Below are 1,661 nucleotides of genomic sequence, written 5' to 3'. Positions count from 1 at the left end.
TCCCGACGCGCGAGTCCGCCATCCCGAAGACGGGGTAGAGCTCGCTGGCGTGGGTGGCGCGCAGCCCCAGCCAGCGCAGCAGCGGGGGGGCGAGGTCGTACCGGTTGGCGTAGCCCGGGTTCCCCGCCGCGGCGTGCGCCTCCATGACCTGCACTGACGGGTACCAGAACAGGTAGTCGCCGCCGAGGTCCTTGCGGTAGCGCGTGCCGCGGTAGGCGGCGAGGACCTGCTCGCTCAGCTCCGGCTGGGTGGCGGCGAACAGGGCGTCCGCGCGCTCGTCGGACACCAGCAGGTCCAGCCGCAGGCCGGGGAGCTCGAAGAGCCGGCCCTCGGTGTCGTTGGTGCCGATGATCAGCGGGACGGGATGGCTGCGGCCCGCCTCGAAGGCGTCGAGGGGCGCCTCGGGGAGCAGGTCGCCGTCGACGGTCGGGGCGGTGAGCAGGATCCCCGGCGTGTCGTCGGCGGCGTGGCGCATCCGGCGGGAGGCGGCGAGCAGGTCGTCGGTCGACGCGGCGTCGAGCAGACGTGTCGCCGTGGGGGCGGGCAGCGGCTCGCGTCCGGTCCCCGGCACCGGGATGCCCTTGAGGTCGGCCAGTTCCCGCAGGTACTGCCGGGCCCACCCGGAGGCGCGGTCGGTCGACCACGCGACGCCGGGCGCCGAGCTCTCCGCGATCGCGCGGTGGAAGAGCCCGCGGGCGGCGGGCATCGTCATCAACGTGGTGACCGAGATGGCGCCCGCGGACTCCCCGAAGATCGTGACGTTGTCGGGGTCCCCGCCGAACGCCGCGATGTTGTCGTGCACCCAGCGCAGCGCGGCGAGCTGGTCGCGCAGCCCGAGGTTGCCGTCGAGGGGCCGCTCGGGCGTGGCGAACGACGAGAAGTCCAGGTAGCCCAGCGCACCGAGCCGGTAGTTGACGCTGACGTAGACGACGTCGCCGGTCCGCACGAGCCCGTGGCCGCGGTAGGTGGGCGCGGACGCGGCCCCGAGCACGAACGCCCCGCCGTAGAACCACACCATCACCGGGCGGGGGCCCTCGCCCGGCGCCGCCGGTGCGACGACGTTGAGCGTCAGGCAGTCCTCGTCCATCGGGGTGTGGCGGCCGGCGCCGACGAACTCGCCGATCCGCTCCTGGGGCGGCACCGGCCCGAACTCGGTCGCGTCGCGGACGCCCTCCCACGGCTCCGGCGGCTCGGGGGCCCGGAGGCGCCGGGGCCCGACCGGGGGCGCCGCGTACCGGATCCCGCGCCAGACGTGCACGCCGCGCCCGGTGCGGCCCCGCACCACGCCCGCCGTCGTCTTGACCTCCGTGCCCGCGTCCCCGTCGATTCGGCTCGTCACCCCCTCACTGTGCGCCACCGCCCGACGGGGAGTCCGGCGGGTGTGGCGTGCCCGACGGCCGAGGTGACCCCGGCCACCCCGACCACGACCGGGCCCGACGCAATTCCTCGCTCGGCCGTACGCAAGAACACGAAGAGTGACACCATTGAGTAGAAAGCGCCCGATCAGTGGCGCGTGTCCCCTTGTCAGCCCACAGAATCGCGTCGTGGATGCGGAGGTCGCGGCGGCGCTGTGGCAGGTGGAGGCCGCCTTCGTCGCGCACCCGGCCCGTGAGGTCCTCGAGAGCCTCACTCCGCGTCAGGGGCCGGTCGTGGTGGCGGAG

General features: G+C 74.7%; 1 protein-coding gene. It reads right to left on the bottom strand.

Features of this window, described 5'->3' with window-relative positions:
- On the bottom strand, window positions 1-1,339 hold a 1,339-nt coding region (locus AC0CYZ_RS28280), incomplete at its 3' end, for a carboxylesterase/lipase family protein (RefSeq protein WP_472221438.1).
- Window positions 1,340-1,661 lie beyond the last annotated feature (322 nt).

It is taken from the genome of Actinomycetospora sp., assembly GCF_055612215.1.
This window is presented reverse-complemented; position numbering and strand designations above follow the sequence as displayed.